This window comes from Brevibacillus parabrevis (assembly GCF_022701015.1).
GTDB classification, from domain to species: Bacteria; Bacillota; Bacilli; order Brevibacillales; family Brevibacillaceae; genus Brevibacillus; species Brevibacillus parabrevis.
Map to the genome: position 1 here is coordinate 4,298,984 of NZ_CP064090.1, position 25,449 is coordinate 4,324,432.

Annotated in this window: 22 protein-coding genes; 2 read left to right on the plus strand and 20 right to left on the minus strand. The window is 48.4% G+C overall.

The features are described from left to right. Positions 1–66 precede the first annotated feature (66 nt). From IRJ17_RS19460 to IRJ17_RS19520, 13 genes are all read right to left on the minus strand, one after another. Positions 67–1,647 carry an acetate--CoA ligase gene (locus IRJ17_RS19460; protein WP_242771625.1) on the minus strand — a complete coding sequence of 527 codons (1,581 nt, stop codon included), beginning with the start codon at positions 1,645–1,647 and terminating at the stop codon, positions 67–69. Positions 1,648–1,869: 222 nt separating this feature from the next. Next, on the minus strand, positions 1,870–2,775 hold the full coding sequence (locus IRJ17_RS19465; protein ID WP_122963436.1) for a C40 family peptidase: 906 nt from the start codon (positions 2,773–2,775) through the stop codon (positions 1,870–1,872). Between the two features lie 280 nt (positions 2,776–3,055). Continuing rightward, a complete protein-coding gene (locus tag IRJ17_RS19470) occupies positions 3,056–3,685 on the minus strand; it encodes a fumarylacetoacetate hydrolase family protein (protein WP_122963437.1) in 630 nt (209 codons plus the stop codon). 72 nt (positions 3,686–3,757) lie between these two features. Then, positions 3,758–4,291 (minus strand): hypothetical protein, encoded by a 534-nt coding sequence (locus tag IRJ17_RS19475; RefSeq protein WP_242771627.1) that lies wholly within the window; start codon positions 4,289–4,291, stop codon positions 3,758–3,760. 157 nt (positions 4,292–4,448) lie between these two features. Continuing rightward, entirely contained in the window at positions 4,449–5,060 is a 612-nt protein-coding gene (locus tag IRJ17_RS19480; protein ID WP_122963439.1) for a VanW family protein, read from the minus strand. Between the two features lie 216 nt (positions 5,061–5,276). After that, positions 5,277–6,476: a helix-turn-helix domain-containing protein gene (locus IRJ17_RS19485; protein ID WP_242771629.1), complete on the minus strand. Its 1,200-nt coding sequence runs from the start codon at positions 6,474–6,476 to the stop codon at positions 5,277–5,279. Then, entirely contained in the window at positions 6,461–6,637 is a 177-nt protein-coding gene (locus tag IRJ17_RS19490) for a hypothetical protein (protein WP_242771631.1), read from the minus strand. Before IRJ17_RS19490 ends, IRJ17_RS19485 begins: the two co-directional genes overlap by 16 nt. A gap of 118 nt (positions 6,638–6,755) precedes the next feature. Continuing rightward, the gene (locus IRJ17_RS19495) at positions 6,756–7,106 is read right to left on the minus strand and encodes a TroA family protein (protein ID WP_242771633.1); all 351 of its coding nucleotides are present in this window, start codon (positions 7,104–7,106) and stop codon (positions 6,756–6,758) included. A 235-nt stretch (positions 7,107–7,341) separates the two neighbouring features. Then, positions 7,342–8,274 (minus strand): VanZ family protein, encoded by a 933-nt coding sequence (locus IRJ17_RS19500; RefSeq protein ID WP_242775303.1) that lies wholly within the window; start codon positions 8,272–8,274, stop codon positions 7,342–7,344. 28 nt (positions 8,275–8,302) lie between these two features. Then, positions 8,303–10,873 (minus strand): ABC transporter permease, encoded by a 2,571-nt coding sequence (locus IRJ17_RS19505; protein WP_242771635.1) that lies wholly within the window; start codon positions 10,871–10,873, stop codon positions 8,303–8,305. Then, entirely contained in the window at positions 10,870–11,553 is a 684-nt protein-coding gene (locus IRJ17_RS19510) for an ABC transporter ATP-binding protein (protein ID WP_122963445.1), read from the minus strand. Before IRJ17_RS19510 ends, IRJ17_RS19505 begins: the two co-directional genes overlap by 4 nt. A 101-nt stretch (positions 11,554–11,654) precedes the next feature. Beyond that, entirely contained in the window at positions 11,655–12,656 is a 1,002-nt protein-coding gene (locus tag IRJ17_RS19515; protein WP_242771638.1) for a sensor histidine kinase, read from the minus strand. Further along, positions 12,657–13,340, minus strand: a complete 684-nt coding sequence (locus IRJ17_RS19520; RefSeq protein WP_217021801.1) for a response regulator transcription factor — start codon at positions 13,338–13,340, stop codon at positions 12,657–12,659. 259 nt (positions 13,341–13,599) lie between these two features. Here IRJ17_RS19520 and IRJ17_RS19525 point away from each other — a divergent pair, with 259 nt between their 5' ends. Then, the gene (locus IRJ17_RS19525) at positions 13,600–14,919 is read left to right on the plus strand and encodes a serine hydrolase domain-containing protein (RefSeq protein WP_122963448.1); all 1,320 of its coding nucleotides are present in this window, start codon (positions 13,600–13,602) and stop codon (positions 14,917–14,919) included. A 132-nt stretch (positions 14,920–15,051) separates the two neighbouring features. Here the strand turns inward: IRJ17_RS19525 and IRJ17_RS19530 are convergent, their stop codons facing one another. Both IRJ17_RS19530 and IRJ17_RS19535 read right to left on the minus strand, forming a co-directional pair. Continuing rightward, complete coding sequence (locus IRJ17_RS19530; protein WP_063227064.1) at positions 15,052–15,888, minus strand: hypothetical protein; 837 nt, start codon at positions 15,886–15,888, stop codon at positions 15,052–15,054. A gap of 422 nt (positions 15,889–16,310) precedes the next feature. Further along, positions 16,311–17,477 (minus strand): SMP-30/gluconolactonase/LRE family protein, encoded by a 1,167-nt coding sequence (locus tag IRJ17_RS19535; protein ID WP_063227063.1) that lies wholly within the window; start codon positions 17,475–17,477, stop codon positions 16,311–16,313. A gap of 543 nt (positions 17,478–18,020) precedes the next feature. Here IRJ17_RS19535 and IRJ17_RS19540 point away from each other — a divergent pair. Next, positions 18,021–18,677 (plus strand): TetR/AcrR family transcriptional regulator, encoded by a 657-nt coding sequence (locus IRJ17_RS19540; protein ID WP_122963650.1) that lies wholly within the window; start codon positions 18,021–18,023, stop codon positions 18,675–18,677. Positions 18,678–19,158: 481 nt separating this feature from the next. Here the strand turns inward: IRJ17_RS19540 and IRJ17_RS19545 are convergent, their stop codons facing one another. From IRJ17_RS19545 to IRJ17_RS19565, 5 genes are all read right to left on the minus strand, one after another. Further along, on the minus strand, positions 19,159–19,662 hold the full coding sequence (locus IRJ17_RS19545; RefSeq protein ID WP_063227062.1) for a DinB family protein: 504 nt from the start codon (positions 19,660–19,662) through the stop codon (positions 19,159–19,161). Between the two features lie 181 nt (positions 19,663–19,843). After that, entirely contained in the window at positions 19,844–20,266 is a 423-nt protein-coding gene (locus IRJ17_RS19550; RefSeq protein ID WP_063227061.1) for a hypothetical protein, read from the minus strand. A 43-nt stretch (positions 20,267–20,309) separates the two neighbouring features. Next, positions 20,310–21,371 carry a methyl-accepting chemotaxis protein gene (locus IRJ17_RS19555; RefSeq protein WP_122963449.1) on the minus strand — a complete coding sequence of 354 codons (1,062 nt, stop codon included), beginning with the start codon at positions 21,369–21,371 and terminating at the stop codon, positions 20,310–20,312. Between the two features lie 602 nt (positions 21,372–21,973). Further along, positions 21,974–23,797, minus strand: a complete 1,824-nt coding sequence (locus tag IRJ17_RS19560; protein WP_173595874.1) for a glycerophosphoryl diester phosphodiesterase membrane domain-containing protein — start codon at positions 23,795–23,797, stop codon at positions 21,974–21,976. 260 nt (positions 23,798–24,057) lie between these two features. Continuing rightward, positions 24,058–25,440 carry an MATE family efflux transporter gene (locus tag IRJ17_RS19565; RefSeq protein ID WP_242771640.1) on the minus strand — a complete coding sequence of 461 codons (1,383 nt, stop codon included), beginning with the start codon at positions 25,438–25,440 and terminating at the stop codon, positions 24,058–24,060. Between the last annotated feature and the right edge of the window lie 9 nt (positions 25,441–25,449).

The following is a 25,449-nucleotide window of genomic DNA, read 5'->3' on the forward strand; positions in this document are numbered from 1 at the left end:
AGGGGGATGTTTTCTCCCATCGAATCCACTTACAGCAAGCTTACAATTTCGTAAGGCTTGCCCCGATCAATAGCGGTGCGTTCCGGCCTCCTGCTGGCGCAGCTCGATCCGTCTGATCTTGCCCGATGTCGTTTTCGGCAGTTCCTGGACAAATTCGATCTTGCGCGGATATTTGTACGGCGCAGTCAATGTCTTGACATGATCCTGAAGCTCGGCAACCAGCCCGTCAGACGGCGTCTGGCCTTTTTTCAAAATCACAAACGCCTTCACCACATGTCCGCGCTCCGGATCGGGACTGGCGACCGCCGCGCACTCGGCCACTGCCGGATGCTTGACCAGCGCATCTTCCACTTCGAATGGCCCGATCGTATAGCCGCCAGAGATAATGATGTCATCCGAGCGGCCTTCGAACCAGATGTAGCCGTCCTCATCCATCTGCCCCTGATCGCCCGTAACGTACCAGTCGCCACGGAAAGCTCTCGCCGTGCGCTCGGGATCGTCCAGGTACCCTTTGAACAGCGCCACCAGATTGCGGTCAATGGCAATATCGCCGACTTTGCCGACGGGCAGCTCGTGCCCTTCCTCGTCAATAATCGCGATCCGCACGACTGGCGAAGGCTTGCCCATCGAGCCAGGCTTCGGCTCCATGCCGACAAAGGTGCCGACCAAAAGCGTGCTTTCCGTCTGTCCATAGCCGTCGCGCACCGTCAACGCAAATTCGCGGCGGAACGTGTCAATCACTTCCCGATTCAACGGCTCGCCTGCCGAACATGCCGAGCGCAGCGCTTGCAGCTTGTACTGCGACAGATCGGATACTTTTGCCATCAGCCTGTATTCGGTTGGCGTGGCACACAGCACGGAAACGGGGTAATTTTGCAAAATAGTCAAATAGTTTTCGGCAACGAACCGCCCTTTGTAGACGAACGCCGTCGCTCCCATCCCCAACGTGGATACGAACGGACTCCAGATCCACTTCGCCCACCCAGGTCCTGCTGTCGCCCAGACCAGGTCGCCTTCGCGCACGTCAAGCCACTGCTTGGCTGCTACCGCCAGATGGGCGAACGGCCAGCCGTGGACGTGCATGACGCCTTTTGGCCCGCCTGTCGTCCCGGACGTGTAGGACAAAAACGCAAGCTCGTCAGCGTCCGTATCTGCTGCGGTACATTCTTCACTCTGCCCTTCCATCAGTCCGGCAAGCGATACCCAGCCGTCTTTGCCTGCTCCTGTTGTGATGTAATGCGTCAAGCTTGGGCAGTTGCCGCGAGTCGGCTCCACCTCGTCCATCACCCCGTCAAAGCTGATGACTGCTTTCGCTCTGGCGTGGTTCACCCGATATTCGATGTCTTTGTAGCGCAGCATTTCCGATCCGGGCATGATGACGGCGCCCAGCTTCAGCAAGGCGAGGTACAGTCCGTAGGCAAGCGTGCCGCGAGAGACGAGCACCAGCACCCGATCCTTTTCGCCAATCCCGATGGAGGCAAGTGCATTGGCGATGCGATTGGAATAGCGGCGCAACTCCTCATAGGTCAAAATGTGTTCGTTTCCTTGCTCGTCCAACTCCCAGACAGCGCGTCTTTCCGGGTTCTTTTTCGCCCACTCATCGACTTGCGCCGCGAAGTTGTATTTGACTGGCATGTTCAATTTCAAATGACACACCCCCACTTTGTTTACGTATGTAAAAAGACACTTCGACGTTTTTTTAATTTTTCCTCTTTACACTCTATTCAAACAAAAGAAAAACAGCGTCATGATACAAAAATTGGCACGCCATACGGGCGAAACGATTATGGCACTTCCTACGTCATACATAACAAAGGCTCCCATGCAGATGCACGAGAGCCGATTCGAACTGATGACACTGTATGAAGGTTACAGAACGCGCTTGACTTTGACAACACGCTTTTCCCAGTTCGTCCCATCGTACTTGGAGTATGTCACACCAGGACTGCCGTACGTGTGCAAGATTTTGCCGTTTCCAGCATAGATCGCCACGTGCGTGATCCGGTCGGAGGAGCTGTTGGCGGAAGCCTTCATGAAGAGCAGGTCACCTTTTTGCAGGTTCTTCTTGGACACAGTCGTACCTACTGTGGATTGCTGGCGGGAGTCGCGCGGCAACGTGATTCCCGCTTCCTTGAAGACGCGCTGCGTGAAGGAAGAGCAGTCAAACGTTTTGGTGCTGCTGCTGGAAGAACCGTACTTGTATTTCGTTCCCATATACTTTTCACCGATCTTGATTACTTTGTTGGCAAGATCGCTTGGAGCTTGTTGTGTATCGTCTCCGGAATTATCCGAAGAGCTTGTCTCTTCCAAAATGCGGCGAGCCCCTACGAATTTGTCGCTGTACTCGGAATAGCTTTTCACGACAACGGCATCCTCGCCTTGGGAGGAATAGACGAATTGATCATTGCCTATGTATATTCCCATAAAAGATGCGCTTCCGCTTCCTGTCGATGAGAAGAATACCAGGTCTCCCGGCTCAACGCTGTCTTGGGAGACTTTTTTGCCTGCCTTGGACAAGCTTGAGATCGTGCTGCCGATTGTGATGCCGACTTGTTTGTACGTATACGTAGCCAGCTCTGCGGAACCGAATTGTTTTGGACCTTTTGCTTTATATTCATAATCTTTCCCAATCAGCGATGTGGCAATATTGACTACATCAGATTGTTTTGAATCTTGCGTCTTAGCGGCCGCCTGTCCAACTTGACCACCCATTAACAGGGACGTACTCAGTAGGACTGCTATTGTTGACTTCATTACCCAATCTCGTTTCGTCACTTTCTTTTCCTCCTTGTTATGTTGTGGCACCCGTCTTGGGTACATGGACAGATTACCGCAGGAGGAAACAGGAGGATAAGACCGTAAAATTTACCAATTCAGGAATTAGTAGCATCGGACTACTCAGAAAACAAGCGGCAAAGTAGGCTGTTCTTGCCTTTTAGTTCCATAGCACCAGAAGCCATTGAGAAACGATTTCAATGGCGCGATGCACGAAAAAAACCCATCTTCTGCCTGATCATGTCAGAAGATGGGTTTTCTCTTGGCGGAGTAAGGCTTGTTATCCTTTCAATCTGGCGGTAAACTGGCCTCGCTCTTCGTCGCCCCATTTGAGTGTCAGCACATCGCCGTCTGCCACTGGCCCGACACCCGCTGGTGTTCCCGTGTAAATGATGTCGCCAGCTCCCAGACCGAAATGTTCTTCTACATAAGCCAAAATCGTTTCCAGATCAAAGATGACGTCGCTAATATTGCCTCGCTGAACTTGCTCGCCGTTTTTATGCAGCGAAAAGTCGGCTTGCTGCAAGGCAGACAGCCCCGAGAACGGCTGAAACGGCGTCAAGATTGCGGAATTTTTAAACCCTTTGGCAAGCAGCCACGGATGGCCGGCGCTTTTCAGCTCGCTTTGCACATCGCGCAACGTAAAATCAATGCCCAAAGCGACTTTGTCAATCACCTGCTCAAGCGCACAGCCTGGCTCATACGGTCTTGCGATATGCACGACAATCTCCGCTTCATAATGAAGCTCGCCGCGCGTGCCAGGCAGCGCGATTTCCTGCCCGTTCGTCATGGCCAAAGCGTGTGTCGGCTTGGCAAATATCATCGGCTTTTTCGGTACGTCATTCCCCAGCTCAGCCGCGTGCAGTCGGTAGTTGCGGCCCACACAGTATATATTGCGGATTTGTTCCATTTTTGTCCTCTCCTTATGAAAGCTTGTCGCTCCCACTTACTATATCATGGCAGAGAGGACGGCAAAAGCCGCTCAATACTCGTCAAAGCAGTTGTCATAGCCCGGCCACAGCCTTGCGTTTCCTCTGGCCTCCACTTCAAATACGGTATCGCAAATCGCTTCCAGCGCGCTCTCCAAATCCGTTGCTTCATCGGAAGCCCACATGAACCCGTAGCGGAGCCTGACCATTTGTTCGTTCTTTTCATACAGGACGAACTCCAGCTGCTGGTGCTGCTCAATGACCGCTTTGCGCGCCAGAACGGTTGCGTCGAGCGAAAACAATCCATCCCACTCCGAGATGACATAAGTGGAAGTCACCTCGATCCAGAGAACGCAAGCATCGTTTTTCCGGCGAAAGACAACAGAGTCTTCGCGATAAAATCCGTATCCAGAAGGAAGGGCGCCTTGAAGCTTGAATGCAATTCCTACAGGCAAGTCTTCCGGCTTCAGTGCTCCGACAAACCTTCCCGGCAAAAGATAGTATTCATCTTGCTGGCAAGAGCTGAGAGGCTCCCCCATCACGAGCACGCGCTGGTTCTTTTTCTCGCCTGTCACCTGTACGTACATTGCGGCACCTCCTTTTCACACAGTATGGTCACGAATGCCTGCCTCAAAACCAAATTGTGTGTGGCTCTATCCATTATTTTACTTTTCCTGAAGACAAAAAAACAGAGAGGTACATCCCAATTTGATGTCCTCCCCGGATTTGCCTGGCTATTCGCGATTAGGCACGCACGATGGCGATCACTACATCGCTGTCTTTGTATGTTTTGGCTTTCACTTTAACGGGAAAATCGTACGGATTTTGAAATTGAAAATCAAGCACACCGAAGGCAACGGTCGCATCCTGGCCCGCTGGCACGTAGCCCACAGACTTGCTGTGATTGTGGCGCTCGACGATCGTCATTCCCGCCTCCGCTGTCGCGTTGTACAAGGTGCTGGAGACTTGGCAAATCCCACCGCCGAAATCGTCTGTAAGCTGTCCGTTCAAGATGACGCCAGCCTGCTTCCAGCCGTCTTCCTCCAAATTGGAGTTTCCGACTTCTTTATTATAAGAAAAGACAGCTTGTGGCGCGATCTTCTCGTTGTTGATTTTTTTCATCGCCTTTTTGATGTTGTGCTTGCGTGCATCTGTGCTGTCTTTCATCGTCGTATGGTAAAAGCCGAGGACGTCTTTGTCTTTGATGTCCATTTTGTCCAAAAAGGCTTCGCGCTGCTCAGTCAAGGAAAGCTCAGCCGTATCCAAGGCAAAGGCAGGAACGGACAAAGCGTGCGTCCATCCGGAAAACAATAAAGCCGTCATCACACCTACTCGCCAAAGCCGAAGTTTGTTCATGCTCCTCTTCTCCCTCGCTTCCATTCATGCTGTCTGTGTATCAGTCGGGCTTGCAAGAACCAAGCCACAACCTCGCTATCCTACTGTAGCCCATGCATGAATGAGCGAGCAACCTGCAAATCTTGGACCGCTTTCCTAGAAAAAGGAAGACCGCTCCCATCCGGGCGGTCTGTCCTGGCTATGTGGCTTTTCTTTTGCACAAACGGGAATGATCGCTCAGCCCAATGCCTGGACGACCTGCTCCAGCTTCTTGGTGTTGGCAATCATTCCGTCGTTCATCCACGGCAAAAAGTCGACCTCGTAAACGTGCTGGTTGCGAACGGCTGGAAGTGCGCTCCACACAGGATCAGCGAGTATGTCACGCTCCGCTCCGGGCGCTTGCGTATGCCACTTGTCAAAGGTCACAAACAGATGGTCAGCTTGCAGATGCGCTAATTGCTCCCTGGTCAGGCTGACCATCGGTGCATGCTCCGTCTCGGTAAAACCAGGGTATTGCCGATACGGATGCAACCCCAAATCACGATACAATACAGAGCCGCTGAACCCTTTTTCTGCATTTGCGTACAGAAAAATATGGTCGGCGGAAATGCGCAGGCAAGCAACCGACTGCTTGTCCGCGATGCCTTGCAAATCACGGCGCGCGCGCTGGGCTTTTGCTTCATAGGCAGCAATCTGTTCCTCCGCCTGCTCTGTCCGCCCGAAGTAATCGGCTACTTTGCGCAGCAAAAAGCGCCAATTCTCGCTTGATTGCGGCAACACGCACGTGTGGGAGATGCGTCGGCACTGCTCGTACAAGTAATATTCGTTGTTGAACCCCACATGCGCAGCGATATCTTGCAAACGGTCGTCGGTTTGCACCAGCATTTTTTTCGTGCGCTCAATCCGCACATCGTTCAAAAAATCGAGCGGCAGCTGCCCTGTCGCCTGTTTAAACAATCGTGTAAACCGCCAACGATCTACCTGGGCGATACGCGCCAACTCTTCTACGGTCAACATCTCCTGGCAATAATGAAGCATGTGCTGGATCGAGCGCTCCACGGCTTCGCGCTTGTCGGGCACGCTTGCGGAATCGGCAGACAGCCGCTTGTTTTGGAACAGTAACAAAAGCAACTGTTGAAACCGAACCGGACAGGCAAACGCCGCTGTCTCCTCCTGCGCGAAACGGCAGCGCATCATTTCATCCAGCCATTCCAGACAGAGCGAAAACGGAACACCTTGCACCGCTCCCCAGCAAGGAAAGTGCTTGTACGGCTCCCCTTCTTCGCCTGGATCATCGGCGCTGTTCGGCTTCTGCCTGTGCATCGAAAAAGCGAGCCAGTAATACGTCATGCCCCGCTTGCTTGCTTCCAGCCGGGCAGTTCCCCCTGGTTGCATAAAAAAGCCACCGTTCTGGCCGCAGCTCATGCGTCTGCCCATCCCATGTAAGTCTCCCCTGCCCCGTCCACGACAATCAGCAGGGCACCATTTTCCAGGGATTCATGGCTGTCTGTACGCGGCTGGGACAAAACTTCCTTCTGTATCGCTGTCAGCACATACGTGACGGCAGGCAGCATGACTGATTGCGAGGTATCTACCATGAGCTTTTTCACTTTTTGAAAATGAAATTCATTATCATCAACTCCGATTGTAGCGAAAAAAAGAAAGCTCTTCAACCTATGTTGAAAAACTTTCTTCTGCGTCAATCGCGCTATTGTTTTAGTTGGCAAACAGCTTCAGCAGCTCGTCCATTTTTTTGTGGTTCGCCATAATCGCGCCCGTCTGCCAGTAAGAACGCTCCACCGGATAGACGTTGCCTTTTTTCACCGCAGGGACCGTCTGCCAGACCGGATTTTTCAACAGCTCCTGCAATGCCTGCTCGTTGCCCGCCTCTGCCCACGTTCCATTCGACGGCAAAATAATCAGATGATCGGCGTCAAGCTGCGGCAACGAGTCGCTTTGCACTGCCTGTCCGCTCGCCCCTTCTTTTGCCGCGCAGCCTGTCAGCGCAATCGCCGTTGACAATGCGAACGCCAGCAGACCCGTTTTTCTGGAACTCAACCGCTTCACATCAACCACTCCTACAATATAAATGATTCTCATTATCACTAATTCACAAGCATTGTATCCCATTCCCCCCATTCTCTCAATGCACTTTCTCGACAGTGGCGTTTATACAAATTTGTCTGTTGCTGGTTTCCATAAAAGAAACAGCGGCAAGCCAAGACCTGAAACGAAGTCCTGGACTGCCGCTGTCGTGAGGAATTGGCCAAGGAAATAGTTTCCCCGTTGCGTAATGCCTGGCTCAATTCCAGAAATATTTCATCTCTCTAAATCCCACATCCCATAATTGTTCATTTCCCTCAATGGTGATCGTCAGCTCATTTGCTTGTTCGAGGAAAATTTCAAACACTCCCGGCTCATGGAGTTGGTCTTCTGCAGCCGCGAACAGAAACTCATGTCCATCGACGGCAACCCTTATGCTTCCAATAAAATCCTTTTGGTCGGGAATCCCATAATACAAGGAGAGAAAAAGCTCCTTGTTGCCCAACGTATACGTGTACGTTTCCCTGTTTTTGCCTTCGGCGCTGTACACATTGTATGTGGGTTCTACCTGTTGACCGCCGATTTTAAAGCTGTATGGTTTGCTTCCCGTTGCTGGATTTCCGGTGCTATCTGTCAGTTCATGTAACGCCACAAAAGGTCCTGCTTCTTTGGTGAACACTTTGTCAACAATCGCGCAAAATCCCCACACCCCGATCATCAGGACGGCAATAGAAATGCCTGTCGCAGCTATATTTCTCCAGACGTTTTTGGTCCGTATGCCAAGTTTGTACGCCCCGAATCCGATTGCTGCCCCTGATGAGTTTTGAATGACGTCGTTCACATCGAAGCTGCCGAGCAAAGTGAGCGCCTGAATGGTTTCCAGCACAAGAATGGACAGCAAAAACCATGCGATGAATCGAACAAAGCTGGTCCGGTATAGCAACGGAATCAACACGCCAAAAGGGATGAAAGCGGCAATGTTGCCAAAATCCACAAAATCCATCAGTGTAGGATGAAGCAAATCTGCTATACTTGGCAGCTTGAAAAAACTGTCCGGTACAAAAAGAAAGGTGTAGTCGGTCATTTGCCCGATCGTATCTAACCTGCCGAAAGCGAGAAAGATAAAATACAGAATCACCATGGTATAAAGTATCGTTATGGCAAGAATGATCTTGCGCTGCTGGGTAGTCATGGTTTGCTCCTCCAAAGACGATTGCCTATCATGCATGCTCTTGCTTCAACGCATCGATAATGTTTTCTCCTTTTACTTTCGCGCCGGCATACAGCATGGCGGAGCCGACGATGACAAATACGGCGGCAATGACAGACAGAATACTCATCCAGGGCAAGGCGAATCCATAGCTGAATTTGTTCGCCAATGCTCGATAGATCAGATACATCACGACGAAGCTGATGGGAAGCCCAAACAGCAGCGCCTTGACCCCGTAAAAAATACTTTCGTAGTTCAGCATCTTCGCAAAGCCTTTTGGCGTCATTCCAACAGATTTCAGCATCGCAAATTCTCGCTTGCGAAGGGCTACACCCGTCGAGATCGTGTTAAAAATGTTCGCAATGGAAATCGCTGAAATTAATACGATAAAGCCATAGGAAAAGACGGACATCAACAAAATCCGTTGTTCTTTGCTTTTTCTGGATTGATACAAATTGTAGACGTGCAGATTTGTCTCATGCAGCTCTTCGATTTCTTGCTGCGTTTTCAACGGTTCCGTACTTTTCAAATGGAGAAAGGTCTGAACGTGAGCCAGCTCCTCGGCATCAGCGAGTCCATTCATGACGCGTTCCGAAACGACGATGTTTAACCAGCCTATTTCTGGCGTGTTCATCCCCATAGGAGCTTGATCCGTCAACGCAGCAACGGTCACTTTGTTTCCCTTCGTTTTTTCTCCCGTTTCTTTATCGCTTTTCGCAAACTCGATACTTTCACCGACTTGTGTATAGATCGCCTTCGCTTGGACATATTTCCCCGTAGCCATCTCTTTGTAATGAATCGTATCCAGCACAATCGCGGCAGGCTGATCCGGATTCGTAAGCTGTTCGTAATCTGCGCCGACCGCTTTGGCATAAGCTTGCAGACTCGAATCGTCTAAGGCGTGAATTATTATATCGTAAGCATATTTTCCGTTCCGGAGCAAACTCCTATCCTGCTTAACCTTCTCTCGCAATTCATCGGCGATGAGCGCTTCGTCGACCCAAGCGTTTCGGTACAACGCGTGAATCACGTTGTACTCCGTTACGTTATCAAGGGAGGCAATCGATTGAACCAGCCTGTCGTCGATTCTTTTTCCATCGCCGTACGATACTTCCATATCGTAATTGACGCCTTCCTGCGACAGTTCGATGGATTGCTTCAGACTGGCGGTAAAAAACGATACCGATAAAAACAAAACGATGCTGATGACGAGCGAAAAAACGATGGCATGGTATCTCCGTTTGTTCCTTTTCAAGTTTTTCAAGCCGATCTCCGCTTCGATGCCAAACAGCTTGCGAACGAGCTTTGACGTTTTCACCGCTTTGGCCGTAAGCTTTACATCGGTAGTTTGGCGAATCGCGTCCATGGCGGAAATCTTGGATGCTTTGACAGCCGGGAGATACGTCGAAATGAAAATCGTCAACATCGAAACAACACAGGTAATCAGGATCGATAACGGTGTGACGACGAGCGTCAGCTTTTCCGCCGTCCATAATGCCCCTTGAATCATGGAGTTTATGAACCAAATCGTAATCCCGATCCCGGCAAGACCGCACAGGATGCCAACGGGAATGCTGATCAAGCCAATAACGACACCTTCAAAAAGCACTGAATTTCTCTTCTGCCTTTTCGTAGCCCCCACGCTCGCAAGCATCCCTAAATGGCGGGAACGTTCCGAGACGGATATGGCAAAAGCATTGTAGATGAGCGACACCGAGCCGATCATAATGACCGCCATCAGAATCGCCGTTAATGAAAACATCATGCTGTACGACGCTTCGCTTTTGGACAAGCCGTAATAATGAAGCAAGTCGTTATTATAGTGAACGGTTTCGATCTGGTTGCTCTCAGCCAAATTTTCCGCATGAGCGAACAAGGTCGGATTGACTTTCTGCAAAGCTACCGCTGCATTAACCCGATCGTTTGCCCCCATGATGGTTTCATCGACATAGCTAATGACCGTATACCCCGGTGCCCACGCCGTTTCCCATTGTGGACGCTTGATGAAGCCTACCACCGTGTACTCTCTCGTCTTTAGATGCTGCAACGTTTCGGTCAACTGGTTTTCTGCCCTGCGCAGCGGTTCGGTTTGATCCAGGGGATGATCGCCGACGTGAAGGGTGAGACGATCGCCGATTTCGTACTTCACTTTGGCGTTCGTGGCAACGGCTTCGGAAATAACGACTTCCTTGTCGGTTTGCGGAAGACGTCCCTTGCTCAATTCAACCGGAAATTGCGCGAAGCCTTGCGCATCATATTGCTTGATGAACAAGTACGGCTTGTTTGCATTTTGGCTCCCTGCCAATCGGGAATAGCCGAGATCTCGTGTGATCGCAACGGTTTTGGTTGCCTCATCGTCGCGGATCGCCGCAAGCTGTTCTTTGTTTACATCTTGATATTGGACGTGCCACTCCCCATTATCTGCGATGGCTTGCCTGATCATTAAATCCGCAAAGGAAAAAACGAGCGTAGCAACAGCGGTCACCATCGCGACGGAAATGATGACGCCGATGATCGTTACGAGCGTTCGTCTCTTGTTTTGCTGCAAATGCCGGATGGTTAGCGTATGGACAATGTTCATCGCCGGATCACCTCGTCTTTGGCAATCCTTCCGTCTTCAATCGAAATGATCCTGTCGGCTTGCAAGGCGATGCGTTCGTCGTGCGTGATGACGATCAGCGTCTGATGATAAGTTTTATTCAACATTTTTAACAAGTCGACGATCTCGCTGCTGTTTTTGCTGTCCAGATTCCCGGTCGGTTCGTCTGCCAGCATGATCGCAGGATTGCTGATCAGCGCGCGGCCGATCGAAACCCGCTGTTGCTGCCCGCCGGATAATTGATTGGGCAAGTGGTTTAAGCGATGCTGCAAATTCAACGTATTCACAAGACTGTCCAGCTGCTTTTTATCTACCTTTTGTTGATCCAGCAAGAGCGGCAGCGTCATGTTCTCTTCCACCGTCAGGACGGGAATCAGATTGAAAAACTGGTAGATCAGACCGATTTGTCTGCGCCGAAAGATGGCGAGCTGCGTTTCGTTCAAGGCATACATGTCCGTCTCTTCCACAAAAACGTTGCCGCCAGTCGGCCGATCTACGCCGCCCAGCATATGCAGAAGCGTTGATTTTCCCGAGCCGGACGGGCCGATAATCGCGACAAATTCGCCTTTTTGGACCGAAAAAGAAACATCGTCAAGCGCCTTCACCGCCGACTCGCCTTTGCCGTATGTTTTGGACAAATGCTCAATCTTTAAAATTTCCATTGTCAAACCTCCATAGCTGTGCTGATGGCTATCATTTTAATGGGCTAAAATGACTTTCAAGTGACGATGAAGGTGACAATTTAGTCACTTACGGACTGCCGCTAAATCACTTGCTTATAAAATTTAATCCGAAACTCGGTCCCCTTCTCGCTGCTGCTCGTCACATCGATCACGCCGTTCTGGCTGGCAACGATGCTATGCGCCATCGCAAGCCCGATGCCGATGCTCCCTTCACTGGCGTTCTTGCCTTTGTAAAAACGTTTAAAAATATACGGCAAATCTTCTTTCGGAATGCCTTTTCCGTTGTCGGCAATGATTATTTCGGTAAACAACGCGTTTTCAAAAAAGGTGATCGCGATTGCTCCGCCTTCATGCGTGTGCTCCACAGCATTTTTCAAAATGTTGATGATTGCTTCGGCTGTCCAATTGAAATCGCCGACAAAAGAGACGTCGGCATCGCCTGCGATGGAAACCGTTTGTCGCTTGATGTCCAGCGGAATCATCACCGGCTCCAGCGCCTTTTCGATCAGGCTGTTCACCGGGATTCGATCTTTTTTGAATGGGACCGTCTTCGCGTCGATTTTCGACAGCTTTAATAAGGAAGAAACAAGCCAATCGATGCGTTCCAGCTGGATGCGAATATTGTGGGTGAACTCCGTTCTTTTGGCCGGAGGGAGGTCGGGGTCGCTTACTAAATCCGCCATGACCGTCATAGAGGTGAGCGGCGTTTTGAGCTGATGCGAAATATCGGAAATCGCATCCGTCAGTTGCCTTTTATCCCGTTGCAAAAGCGAGCGGTGCTCCGAGAGCATGAGCGTCACTTTGTATATATTGTTTTTTAAAATGCTCAGCTCGCCTTCTTGATTATCGCGAACGTCAAGGGAGTCATTGCCGTTGCTAATTTCCCGCAAATAGACGGACAGCTTGTCAAGCTCGCGATATCTCCATCTGGTAAATAACAAACTGCTGCCCATGAGCAAAATCGATAAAATGAACACGAGCGCTGCGGCGACAGGCGAAATAAAAGCGGCGGCAACGAGCGCCGTTACACTGATCAAGCCCATGACGAACAATAACATTTGAATTTCCCGATTTCGCAGCATCTACTCACCAACCTTATAGCCGAAACCGCGGACCGTTTTGATCAATGTCGGATGTTGCGGATCATCCTCCAGCTTTTCCCGCAGCCTTTTGATATAAACGGTTAACGTATTATCGTTCACGAAGTCGCCAGCCACGTCCCAGATTTGCTCCAACAACTGATTTCTTGTGAGCACTTGTCCAATATGGTTTCCAAAAATTAGCAACAAGCGATACTCCAAGGCGGTCAACGGAATTTCAGTGCCGTTTTTATGCACTTTGCCCTCCAACGTATTGATGCGGACATGGTCGATGTCTATGATCGTTTTCGTTTGAGACAGCTTCTGGTATCTGCGCAAGACAGACTTGATTCGGGAGAGAAGCTCGCGAATCCGAAAAGGTTTGGTAATATAATCGTCGGCCCCCATGTCAAGCCCCATCACGACATTGACTTCATCGTCGATCACCGTCAAAAAGATAACCGGGATGTCTCGGCGGTCTTTCACCATTTTGCACAGTTCATAGCCATTTCCGTCCGGAAGCGATAAATCAAACAAGCATAAAGCAAATTGATCGATGTCTTCGGCGAGCACCTTTTTCGCTGAGGCGACATCATGGCAAAGCACGGTGGAAAAACGATCTTGTTGCAGCGAATATTCCAGACCGGACGCGATCGTTTTGTCATCTTCGACTACTAAAATTTTCATCCGCAGATCATCCTTACGATAGAATCACATTCATTTTCCGACTTAATTTCGGCATTATAACAAATTTTTTCAGCAACAGGCAAAAAAATGGCCGTTTCGACGCGCGTGAATGGCGAAACGGCTGTTTTGGTTGCTTGATTCTGATTGCGGAATGAGTTATCCGACCTTCCACCAGAAAATTCCTAATTCCTAAGTTATTTGTTATCATGTTGATAGTTAGCATGTTGCGTTGTGTAACTTCATAGGCAGGGGGAAACTCATGACAGTAGAGGAACGGATTCATCATTGGTTCGAGTCATACGAGAGAAATGGTTACCTGAACGGGTCAATATTGGTTGCTTCCAATGGAAAAATTCTCCTAAACAAAGGATTTGGTATGGCGAATCGGGAACATCAGGTACCGAATACGCCTAACACGAAATTTCGCATCGGTTCCATTACGAAGGCTTTTACAGCTATGTGCATTTTTCAATTACACGAGAAACAAAAATTGAACATAACGGATTATGTCAGCAAGTATCTCCCCTATTATCCCAATAGGAACGGCGTCACGATTTATCATTGCTTAACAAATACATCTGGCATTCCCAATTATACAAGTCATCCAGACTTTTGGTTGCGTACCATGAGACTTCCCTCCTCGTTGCATCAACTTATCGATTCATTTAAAGAGCAAGATTTGGACTTTGAGCCTGGAAGTAACTACGGTTACTCAAACTCTGGCTATGCGTTATTGACTGCCATCATTGAAGCTGTTTCAGGCATGTCCTATGCTGAATATTTACAGCAGCATATTTGTCTTCCGTTGGGTATGTATCATACGGGATGTGATGATGGCGTAAAAGTTATACCTGGTTTGGCTTCCGGATATTCATTTTGGGAAGAACCGATTCATCCCGCCCATCCAGATATGTCTTTTCCGTTAGGAGCATATGGCATGTACTCTACTACGGAAGATTTGCTTATTTGGGATCAAGCCTTACAATCAGCGAAGCTTCTTAACCAAGAACTATCGGAGAAAATGTTTACTCCGAATCTCGGCTCCTATGCTTGTGGTTGGATGATCACTGAATTATTCGGTAGAAAATGTATGCACCACTTTGGAGATATTAGCGGATTCTTTAGTGATTTCCTCAGATTTTTGGAGAATCAAGTTACGATCATCTTTTTGAGCAATTTAAATGTTACCCCTGTCACACATTTAAGTAGAGAAATAGCAAAAACCATATTTGAGGAACATGTCACTTTCCCACCCCCCGCTGACCGTATTGAGTTCACAAAGCTGGACTTTCTAACGGGAAGCTATTTCATTGAAAACAAGATCAATATATCCCTGGAAGTTTCTGCGAAAAATCAGGAACTTTATTTAACGGTTCCGAAAATGTATGGCGTGTTATATAAATTCAAGCTTACTCCGGTCAGTCATGACTCTACCAAGACAACTTTTATCACGGAAACCATTTATGAACAGCTTACGTTTTATCATTCAGCGTCCGGCGAAATAACACAGCTGGAGTACACCGACTATTACGGCGATATTCATAAGGCGTGTAAGGTAGAATCGTTGGGCCATACATGACCGGATAAAGCACTCCCTTTCCGGTCAAGCCTCCCCTTAACACCTCGGCTGGCTTATCCAGCGAAAAATAAAAAGGAGCTTGTCACAACATGACAGCTCCTAGAAATCCAATAGGTTCATACGACTTGTGCTCTAGCCGACAAACGTGCCAAGCAAAGACGGCCATACAGAAATGTTCTCGCGGCAGTGTGGACATACTGTTTCCCCCGCTAAATAATGCAGCTGCCTCACCAATGTTTGCTCCCCGATCGCTTCCGCCTGCTCCGCTAATGTTCGAATTTCTTCCTCTGCAAAAGACGGGGCCGGAACGATTTCATGGGGTGTCTGCTCCGTGTGAAAGACGGGATCTTGTTGAAACACTTGCAGGATTTTTGCCGGATGATCTTCCTGAGGCCATATGTATACATCTTCTGTGCAGGCCGGGCACACGGCCACATACTCGTCGCCGTTCATAAAAGTCATCAACATATTGGCAACAGCATGCGAACCTCGATAAGCGGCATCCGCCACCAAAATATAACGCTTCTCCGTCTCATCCAGGGAAGAATCGGCTGCATAGGAGAATACTTCTTTTGTTAGCGCCTTGAGCTTCGCAATGGCCTCTTCATATTCACGATACAATTCCATACAGACAGAGCTGCCTGCATCTTCAGCCAACTCCGCCCAAGATTCGGGAAATGGGTCCTCGTCGCGCTCATCGCGGCTTGCCTCGATGACACCGCAATTGATAAACAGCTCTTTGCGCACTTCCGCATCAGATGTAGAGCAGGCTATTTGTGCCAAAAACGGCATCGCCGCATATGTAGCCGTATAGATCGTATTTTGGTGGAACAAGTGTTCCTGAAAAAGTTCGTCAAAAATGCCCTGGTCATATTCCTGTATCAATTGCTGTAATAACACAGGTACGTTGTCTGCGGTACTGTAAGGTCCTGTCAGCTTTCCCCATATATCGCTATCCCACTTTAGCAAGTTTTTCCTCCGTTGGTGAGCAGGCTCAAGCCTCTTCCTTTTCTCCCATGAGCCTGCCTCTATCGTTTATTGGCTGACGAGCAAATCCAATCGCCCTTTCCATTGTTGTTCCAGCGCAGTTTCTCGTTTTCTCGCAAAAGCAGTGCGTTTCAGCCGGAATGGTCTGCAAATCAATCTGGTAGAGCTTTCCTCTTACCCGTTCAGCTTATTGTATCACATGAAAAGATTGGCAACAGGGTCAAACATCCCAACTCTTGGAAATCATACAGGATGCTTCTTTGCTTAATGGATTAATCGGGTGATACTGATACTGCTACGGCACGGCACAGCGCGCCCCACTGCTCTCACTTCCGCCCGCGCAGTATCGTGATCGTGCGAATCGCCGTCTTTTGGGAGCTGTGGATCGTGCCAAGATCCAAACATTATTTTGTTAAAAGCACGCGATGAACACCCTTGCTGCCTCCCGGTGCCGTTCCTATATATAAATATCCGTTATGGCTTACAGCCGTAGTTACGCCATACAGTTTGCCTTCCGGATCATGCCAGCTTCCGATCAGCTCCCCCTGCGGGCTGAGCTCTACAGCAAGCCCATGCTTTGCCGGTGCGCTAGCCCCGCTAAGCAGCGACTCCGGCAATTTGGCCATGGTACTGGCTAGCCAAGGATTGCTATGCATCTGATCTACAAAAGAAATGCGAGTCGTGTAAATACCTACCCAGAAATGACCTTGATCATCACGCGTAATGTTGTCTGGAAAGCCTGCGAGATTATCTGCGAAAATATCAGATGTACCCTTCTTCGGTCCTTTAATCCAGTATCTGGTTAATTGATAACGATACGATTCGGCCACTAACACAAAATCTTCATCCGCAGACAAGGCAACTCCGTTTGCAAAATAAAGGTTTTCTAACAAGACGGTCGTTTGCTTGGTTTTTGGATCGTACTTCAGCAAACGACCATGCGGCTTGTTCTCGGCAATTTCTTTGAAAGTTACACTACCATAATTCGAAGTATCCGAAAAATAAATGGAGCCGTCCTTGGCAATATCAAGCTCGTTAGCTAGATAGATCGGCTTACCATCCACTTGATCAGCCAATACCTCTATGTTCCCGGATGGATTAATGGAAAGTAGTCCTCTCTTGATGTCAGTAACGATCAAATCGCCTTTGGCATCGAATATAAGCCCATTAGGGGTTCCTTTGGTGTCTGCAAAAAGTTGGGCTTTTTGCGGATTCCCCTCTGCATCGAAAGGAACCTTGTAAATTTTCCCATCCGAATCTCCTGTATATAGCTGACCTGCTTTATCGAATGTAATAAATTCAGGGAATTGCGGAGCATCAGTCACAAGCTGAGCCGAGCTGAGTTTCCTGTTTTGTTTCCACGGACCCGTTTCCTCAAAAGACGGAGCCGTCGGTGCTAACCATTTTGCAGGCTGGATCGGTGAAGGTACAAGCAAGAAAACGAGTATTCCTAGAACGAGCACTGCGAGCAGCGATAGCCCCCATCTGTATATCCTCGCACGTAATCGTGAGCGTTTAGGGCGATTCACTTCTCCAGCAGATGTAACGGATCGAACTTGTGTATTAGGCATTAGCGTGACTCCTTTTTTCATTTAAGCGTGATTTTAGATTTTGACTTCCAAAATATTGCTTTTATCAAGCTAAGAGCGTGAATGCTTCTCCAGTTTCGGCTAAAGCTGGGTTCCCTCTCTCGCAAGATCCATAACTATAGCCTCGGCTTTGATGCTAAACGTTTTTCTTGTTTGGCCAGTTGCCTCGCGAATGGCTCTCCAATACCGAAGAAGCTCCCATGATGCGCGTCCATTTACCTTAAATCTTCATAACGCCACTCTCCCTTTAGATACTTCGTTTTATTTTGGAAACACCGTTACCGAATGAGCAAAAGTTACTATTGCCGATGCTCAAGGGACGCAACAACAATCTTTTCATTTGGTAACAGTGTTTCTATTCGATCTCATTGTATCCGTGCTTTATTAGAAAGTCAACATGCTCTTTGAATATCGTTGAACATCTGCCGTCTCATTGACAATCGCTTAACAACTGTATAAAATTCCTTGCAAGAGCGTCAGAAACTTTGTTTCCTGACGAAAACCTGATAACCGAAGGTGATGATTATTAGCGATCAAGATATCTCCTCCACTGCGAACTCACGAGTGTTGAAAACTTACCAAGAAGCCCGCTTGCAAAATATTGAAAATCTCCGCAAGCTCGTTGTTGACGCTGCTGCAATGCTCTTGCAAGAAGAAGGTCCGGAAGCCGTTACGGTACGTAAAGTAGCGCAGCAAATGGGTTGCTCGACAAAAATCATTTATAACTTGTTTGTCAATAAAGAGGGATTGGCTCAGCAGTTGTATCTGGACGGTTGTAAACTTCTCGCTAACGAATTAGACGGAACGCCGCAAGCTGCTGATCCTGCACAGCATTTGCAGAATTTAGGCGAAGCCTTTTGGCAGTTCGGGCAGCGTTACTCAAGTTATTATAAATTGATGTTCGGAGGCGCATTCGCGGATTTCAAACCGGATGAGGAAAGCCTAAATGGTACCAAAACGGCCATGCAGCAATTATTGACAGTGATCAACAATGCACAAAAGCAAGGTCTCATCGCTGGCCAGTATGCCCCTGAATTAGTTATACGCGTATTCTGGGCTTCGCTCCATGGTGTCATTCATCTTTACATGGGGGGACATTTGGGAGATGTACAGTCTGCACATGCGGTATATAGGCAAACATTGTCTTTCATTGTAAACTCGTTAATTCCGAATAAAACTTAAAAAACGGCAAGAGGCTTTTTAAAAAAGGCAGATTAGCTAACATTAAGCAAGCGGAAACATTGATTTATCAACGTTTTTGAAATGAATAAGGGGCGTCCCTCAGCCGAAAATCGACTTTTTGGGACAGCCTCTTGTCTTTTAAGCGTACATTCCATGATAATTTCAACTTCCATTCTTTGCTTTACCACTATTTGTGATACGGTTCACCTCAGCGGGCTGCTGTATCAGCTCTGCAAGATGGTCAAGCTCACTCCGAGAATAGTTCCTGTGGACAAATCTGCTTGTGGATTTGAACTTTTCCGCTGGCAGACAGGTTGCCTCTACCTTTTTCACGGCTTCAAGAAACGGCTTCAAGAAAAGAGGATTGCTCCACCTCGATTTGGAACCCTTTCACCTCTCTCTGCACACATAAAAAAGCAGCAGTGCAAGACCTTGCGCATAAAGTCTTAGACTACTGCGATTATATGCCGTTTTACTCACGTTACATTTTCGGGGCTTCCATCCCGAAAATCGCCCATTCTTCTTTTGCCGGGCCGTAAATCCCTGGAACGGTTAAACCTGCCTGTCGCATCAAAACGGTCATTTGTCCGCGATGATGGCTTTGGTGCAAAATCAAAAACATCAAGAGCGCTCCATTGGGCATTTTTTGACCGAGAAAATCTATCCGTTCTTGCAAAGCATCGTCGCTCCATTGCGTTTGTACAGCCTGCACAAAGGCATGACTGGCTTGCTGGTAACGCTCTGCTATGAATGACGCCGAAGTAGGAACAGGCCAATCTTTTTCTGTAGCTTCAAATGTTAAGTCGGTATTGGAAGTAATGATGCGAATGGCCGCTACCGTATGCCAGGCCGTGCGTCCCAAATTCCAGTTCTCCGGAGTGATTTCCTGTTTCAGCGACTCATCCGTCAGATGATTGAGCACTCTTTGTGTTGCTGCGGCTTCGTACTCCCACGATTTTACAAAATGGTCCAAGGTTTGGAACATAGCCAACCTCCACCTCCCTGATCGTTATTGATGATCAGTTCGCCGCACAAATGGATAATCCTCCCAAACACGAAAGCGAACAGATTGGCGATCATTTCAAACTTGTACGTATCTCCCATTGTTGCCTCCCAATCCGCTTATGCTCTCGATTATGAAGCGAAAGTCGTCACGAAACCAACGTCTACTTTCTCCACAAAGTTTTGTTAATATCCGCTAGCCTACTTAACGCTTCTTCTCTGGTATTGACAAACATCAGCTTACGGTCAAAATCGGGAATTTGCTTCGTCAGTCTCGCAATTTGAGATTGGGCGATTGCAGAGGTTAATTTGGTCATAAATCTATGTTTGAACGAAAAGTCGTCCGACACATAAAGAGTCAAGGCGTTGACGAGAGCGGTTTGTACCTCTGTAGAGGATGGTTTGACGTCCTTGACATCCACAATCAGTGCGTATTCGCTTTGGTTCGGAATTTGATTGGCCGTATTCATAAACTCCATGCAGAAAGCCCCGCCCTGCTCCAAATCAAAAAGCCCCTCGGCAAAAGCAATAAAGATACGAGTCTCTTTGTCCACAATCATCCGATACGTCCCTGAACCTTCTTTCATTTGTTCTTCCTCCTTGGTTTGTGAACAACGCTGGTTCACCTATTTAGATTTCTTTGAACTCTTCTACAACTCGGCGCATCTCTTCTGCCATATTGTTCAGTTCTTGAATTTTGATACTAGCACTTTTGATATACCCAGACTGCTCCGCTATGGTACTTGACACTTGTTCCGTAGAAGCAGCCGTTTCCTGAGAAACTGCCCCAATATTTTCGAATAAAGCTTGCACATGCTGCATATTTTCATTCAAGCTTCTCATTTCGCGCATCGTGTTATGGATATCTTCATCGATATGAATAACGGAGTGACCAATGGTAGCAAAAGAAGCAGTAACGTTAGCCACTACTTCATTCTGATCATGTACAATCTCATTAATGGTTTCAAACTCCGAATACGTAATGCCAATTGCTTCATTAATGTCGAAAATGATCTTATTAATCCCAGTCGCTTGCTTCTTAGAATCATCCGACAGCTTGCGGATTTCACTGGCTACCACAGCAAACCCGCTCCCGTTCTTCCCAACTCGTGCAGCCTCAATCGAAGCATTAATGGAGAGAAGATTGGTTTGCTGAGCAATCTCATCGATTAGTTTGGTAATTTTTTCGATTTGACTGGCTTTTTGCTTCACATTACTCATGGAAGCGACCAGATTTTCAATGACCATCATGTTTATTCTCATGGTTTCTTTTTGCTTCTCAATCATCAAGTTGCCTTCCTCAATCGCTTGATTCACTTGCCTGACCATGATGGCAGACGTTGTCAAATCGCCTGAAATCTTTTCAATAATATCCAGAATACTCTTGCCGGAAACAGCAGCCCGCTCAATGGAATTGCAATTATTGACAGCTCCTTTGGCAAGCTCCGAGGTAGCCAAAAAGATTTGATCGATTCCATTTCGAACGCCCTTGATTTCCTCCAGTAGTTCCGAGGAAGAGGCAAACACAAATTCGTTAATTTCCTCTGTACACGCCACAAACTTTTCGATTCTTTCATCAAAAGCGGAACTGGCCAATTGTGTTGAGAAAGGAACTATTTCCGTCTCTGCAACGATGCTCTTTTTCGAGCTCATTGAAACTTTGCTCCACAGGCTTCTTGTTGTCTTTAACAAGGCGCTTTCCCTCCTGATCTTCTAAGCCTGATACTTCTTAATCTCTTACTTACGCAAAGCCGCTATTACGTTGCATCATCTTCTGCCTTAACCGCAGACATAACTAGGAATAATTACTCATTGTTTCTCAAATGATTGCGTTATATGGGTATTTTATACCAGTATCGTTAAGCTTCTTGGCATTTTGTGTTAAAATTTGTCGAAAAAATAGACGCCCCTCACTAAACAAGGGGTGTCCCTCAGCCGAAAATCGACTTGTGGGACAGCCCCTTTTTATTTTGTACAGATGCATTTTTGTGAAAAACCCATAAAAAAACCTGGACCGCGTCCAGGCAATCTGTTAGAGAATGCGAAAGTTGGTGTGATCAAGACTGTTTCCGTCTCAATCGCCTTTGTTATTGTAACACAAATCGTTTTCGAGTCAAAGAAAATTATCGGACAAGCGCCACAATGTAGATGCACTCGTCTTTTCTACGAGTTCTACAAACTCCACCTCCGTCCAACAACAAAAGATAGAACGGCACATAGAAGCAGATATATCCGATTATTGGAAATAATCGTTATCAAATCAGACTGCATCTGCGCGGACTGTCCTTTGCTCGCTAAATCCGCAGGAAAGTCAGCCAATTGGTGAACGAAACCACAGATCCACTTCTCAGCTCTTCCACAACGGACAACGCTTCCTCCGGCTCATCCGTGATAATCCCATCCACGCCCATACTGAAAAAAAGCTCCATATTGTCCCTGTCGTTCACCGTCCATACGTAGAGAGGTTTGTTATGTTGTTTGGCAGAAGCGACGATGGATTCGTTGACCATATATTCTTCCATGACGACAAAATCGGCATGGAGCTGTTCCAGATCAGGGACCCCGGCGAACATGATGAACCCGACCTGAAGCTCTGGAGCCGCCTCTTTTAACTCCTGAACGATTCCATAATCCAGCGACTGGACGACGCATTCGTTCTGAAAATCATTGGCGCGGATGGTCTTGATAAATGTGTTGACCAGGTCGCGTTCTTCCCCGTGTGTTTTCACTTCTATATTCAGCTTGATTTTTCCGCGAGCGACCTGCATGACTTCTTCGAGGGTGCTGATCCGGCTTGTGAAAGTGCCTTGCTTGACCTCAAGCTGCCTTAGCTCATCCATCGTCAACTCATACACTTCTGCGTTGCGCCCCGTCAGTCTTTTCAGATTGGTGTCGTGAATGACAGCCAGTTGCCCGTCTTTCGTTTCCAGGATGTCTATTTCTGCATAATCCGCGCGAGCATTTATCCCGCCTTGAATCGCTTCGATCGTATTCTCGGGGCCTTCCGCAACATAGCCGCGATGGGCCATCACCGTCAACTTTTGCTCGCCAGGGGCCACTTCGCTGAGGGCGGGAGCCAGCACCATTGCCGTTCCGAAGGCGATGATCGACCCGAACGCAATCAGCTTTTTTCCATGCCTGTGAAACAGCTGATAGCTCTGGGGTGAACGGTTTTCAACGGCGCTTCCTTCCGGCATTTGCAAGACGGCATGCCGCGGGTCCGCTTTCGCCATGTATATACGGGTCAGCGTGGTGATGTAAATGGGCGATACAAACAAAATCGCCAGGTACAACGCAATGACAACGCCCTTCGATACGACAGATCGCGCCGTTTCGGCAAAAGCTTCCCCTTGCGGCAACATGACGTAGAGGAAAATCACTACGGCCAGGATCAAGACTACGACGATGATAAACAACAGAAAAACGGACAGCAGCACCACAAACATTTTCAGGTAGCTCTTTCTCAGGATCGCTGCGCTTCTTTTGGCGGCCTGCCGGAAGCTGCTCGTTCCCTCGATGACGATCATATGCAACAGGAAAGTCCACCTGATATTGAAAAAGGTCAGGACGGCAAACACCCCTGCATAAAGCAGCGTTCCCCAGCCCGTTTTCAACAGCTCTCCCGAAATAAAGTTCGGAATTTGCAAGGAAGGCAGCAAGGTGGAGCCTCCTCCCGCGCTCAACAGGGGCAAAAACAGCAGCAAGTAAACGGCCCAGCCAACAAAACCGTACTTGAAAAGCGAAGGGATATACGAAACAGATTGCAAAAATGCCGGAATCAGTCCGATTCTCTGTCTCTTTTGCCCATAATACGAGATTATAATCTGCACCGAGAATTCCAAAAAGATCAATATCGTAGCGGCAGGAATTAATATCAGCATGCATAAAAAACCGTACCTGCTCATAACGAAAGACAGCAGCTCGTAATTCGTCGCACCAGCGTATCCACCCAACCGAAGCAGACTGTGGAAGACGAACGAAATCGCCGGAATGAATATGAATATCGTGATGACCTTGTACAGCAGCTCGAAAAGGAAAATCTCCCGGTACGTAAAAGCCAACGTTTTGAAAATATCGGCAATCAGACTATGTACAGGGGCTTTCTTGGTAGTGCTCATGTTTTGGTTCCTGCTTTCAAAAAAGATATCAGGTCGCTTCATTTTAGCATAAAAGCCTTGGCTCCGCCGCATGACGGCTTGCTCCCGCACTTCTACGCCGCCAAATCCCCGATCTTTTTGACCAATTGACAGAAATGGTAGAAGGATGGAAAGAAAAAATTTGTATTAGTAGGAAATATTAGCTTCAAGTAACCCTGCGTAGCAGCGCGTGTATTGCCAAGCTTCCTGTAAGTTGTTCGTTCTTTCAGCCTTGGCACCAGTCACCCTTCCAATGTTCCGCGTATGGACGAGCCAGTTGCTGGCAAGCTTCTGGAACGTCGACGCACGTAAGCGTAGACCGTCAGCAAGACGATCAGCTCCGAAAGCGGAATCGCCAGCCATATCCCCGATGTGCCGAGCCAATGAGGCAACGTGAGCAAAATGGCGACCATCAGCAGCATTTCACGGGCTACTGTAATCCATGTTGCCATCCGCACCTGATTAGTCGCCTGGAAATATGTCATCATGACAAAATTGATGCCCATGAACAAATACCCTGCGAAAAACAGGCGAATGCCCGTAACAGCCAGCTCTTGCACTTCTTCGGCGAACGAACCGAATGCTGCGACGATGCCGTGCGCGGCGACCAGCCCGATCAGAAATACAACAAGCCCGGTTCCAAAAGCGGTGCGAACGGCGATCCTCATTGTCGCCTTTTGCCGCTCCACCAGCTTCGCTCCCCGATAATAACTGATCAACGGCTGGATGGCCGAGCCCATCCCGAGAAACGTCATCAGCATGACACTATGTATGTAATTCAAGATCGAGAACGCGGATACGCCCACCGTCCCTGCCCAGCGGACCATCGCCATGTTATAGCCTGCGGTAAAGACAGCGATGCCGATTTCCGCCACAAAACTGGGGAAGCCAATCGTAAACGTTTCTTTCGCCAGTTCCCGGGAAAAACGCGGAACGGCGAAACGCAATGCCGTATCCTTGCGCAAAAAATGCAGGGACAGCACGATAGCTCCCAAGGTCGCCGCAATGACGAGCGCAAGTGCTGAGCCCGCTACTCCGTAATCGAGCACAAACAGAAACACATAGTTCAAAACAATATTGAAAAATGCGGTGACGAGCAGTGACATCATCGCCAGATTCGGGTTGCCGTCGTTGCGGACGAAGACACTGAACGTGTTTTGCACAGTAATGGCGAACCCGCCGACCAGCAGTACGTTCATGTATTCCTTCACATAAGGCAACGTATCGTCGTTCGCCCCGAGAAAGACAGCCAACGGCTCGCGGAACAGGAAAGCGAGCGCTGCCAGCAGCAACGTCAAGCCGAAAATCAGCGTCAACGAATGGGTAAATACGGAGCGTGCCTCCTTGATTTGCTTGGCTCCCAAATGACGCGAGCAAATCGTCGCCCCTCCGATGCCGATCCACAACGATAAGGCAAAATAGATGGAGAACAGCGGAAATGCAACGTTGACACCAGCAAGCGCCACTTCACCAAGCCGTTGCCCGACAAAAATGCCGTCCACAACAACGTTCACTGACATCATGAGCATACCGATGACAGAAGGAACCAAGTAACGGACAAAAACTTTCCCCACAGAATCGGTTTCCAAAGACAACAACTGGTTATGATCTTGATTTGTATTCATCCTGCACCT

What these genes read in the sequence shown, in the direction of transcription:
- IRJ17_RS19470 (WP_122963437.1), bottom strand. Translation starts at nt 3,685, where the DNA reads ATGGAACAAATCCGCAATATATACTGTGTGGGCCGCAACTACCGACTG.
- IRJ17_RS19475 (WP_242771627.1), bottom strand. Translation starts at nt 4,291, where the DNA reads ATGTACGTACAGGTGACAGGCGAGAAAAAGAACCAGCGCGTGCTCGTG.
- IRJ17_RS19480 (WP_122963439.1), bottom strand. Translation starts at nt 5,060, where the DNA reads ATGAACAAACTTCGGCTTTGGCGAGTAGGTGTGATGACGGCTTTATTG.
- IRJ17_RS19485 (WP_242771629.1), bottom strand. Translation starts at nt 6,476, where the DNA reads ATGGGCAGACGCATGAGCTGCGGCCAGAACGGTGGCTTTTTTATGCAA.
- IRJ17_RS19490 (WP_242771631.1), bottom strand. Translation starts at nt 6,637, where the DNA reads ATGGTAGATACCTCGCAATCAGTCATGCTGCCTGCCGTCACGTATGTG.
- IRJ17_RS19500 (WP_242775303.1), bottom strand. Translation starts at nt 8,274, where the DNA reads ATGACTACCCAGCAGCGCAAGATCATTCTTGCCATAACGATACTTTAT.
- IRJ17_RS19505 (WP_242771635.1), bottom strand. Translation starts at nt 10,873, where the DNA reads ATGAACATTGTCCATACGCTAACCATCCGGCATTTGCAGCAAAACAAG.
- IRJ17_RS19510 (WP_122963445.1), bottom strand. Translation starts at nt 11,553, where the DNA reads ATGGAAATTTTAAAGATTGAGCATTTGTCCAAAACATACGGCAAAGGC.
- IRJ17_RS19515 (WP_242771638.1), bottom strand. Translation starts at nt 12,656, where the DNA reads ATGCTGCGAAATCGGGAAATTCAAATGTTATTGTTCGTCATGGGCTTG.
- IRJ17_RS19520 (WP_217021801.1), bottom strand. Translation starts at nt 13,340, where the DNA reads ATGAAAATTTTAGTAGTCGAAGATGACAAAACGATCGCGTCCGGTCTG.
- IRJ17_RS19525 (WP_122963448.1), top strand. Translation starts at nt 13,600, where the DNA reads ATGACAGTAGAGGAACGGATTCATCATTGGTTCGAGTCATACGAGAGA.
- IRJ17_RS19535 (WP_063227063.1), bottom strand. Translation starts at nt 17,477, where the DNA reads ATGCCTAATACACAAGTTCGATCCGTTACATCTGCTGGAGAAGTGAAT.
- IRJ17_RS19545 (WP_063227062.1), bottom strand. Translation starts at nt 19,662, where the DNA reads ATGTTCCAAACCTTGGACCATTTTGTAAAATCGTGGGAGTACGAAGCC.
- IRJ17_RS19550 (WP_063227061.1), bottom strand. Translation starts at nt 20,266, where the DNA reads ATGAAAGAAGGTTCAGGGACGTATCGGATGATTGTGGACAAAGAGACT.
- IRJ17_RS19560 (WP_173595874.1), bottom strand. Translation starts at nt 23,797, where the DNA reads ATGAGCACTACCAAGAAAGCCCCTGTACATAGTCTGATTGCCGATATT.
- IRJ17_RS19565 (WP_242771640.1), bottom strand. Translation starts at nt 25,440, where the DNA reads ATGAATACAAATCAAGATCATAACCAGTTGTTGTCTTTGGAAACCGAT.